Annotated in this window: 1 protein-coding gene; it reads right to left on the bottom strand. The window is 64.5% G+C overall.

Features of this window, described 5'->3' with window-relative positions; all coding sequences use genetic code 11:
• Positions 1 to 18: 18 nt before the first annotated feature.
• Positions 19 to 301, bottom strand: a 283-nt coding sequence (locus PZH32_RS12925; protein ID WP_275208657.1) for a potassium-transporting ATPase subunit KdpA, incomplete at its 5' end; no start/stop codon positions are given.

Raw genomic sequence — 301 nt, 5'->3', positions numbered from 1 at the left:
GCTTCATTGCATCCTCCTCTACAGCACGGACTCGGCCACCGGCCCCAGGGACAGCGCCGGCACCAAAGTCAGGGCACCTACCAGCACCACAATCACCAAAAGCAGCACGACGAACAGCGGACTTGCCGTGGACAACGCGCCCACCTGGGCCGCCGACGTCTCACGGTCCGCAAAGCGTCCCGCCAGTAGCACGGTGCAAGCCAGCACGATGACGCGACTAGCCAGCTTCTCAACGCCGAGAACACCATTGGCCCAGGGAGTGTTCGCCTCGAAGCCCCCCAAGGCCGAGCCTTTGTTGGCC

Origin of the sequence: Adlercreutzia equolifaciens, assembly GCF_029076695.1 — a bacterium.
Lineage (GTDB): Bacteria > Actinomycetota > Coriobacteriia > Coriobacteriales > Eggerthellaceae > Adlercreutzia > Adlercreutzia equolifaciens_A.
Note: the sequence above shows the minus strand (reverse complement) of the source record. Positions and strands in the feature narration are given on the sequence as shown.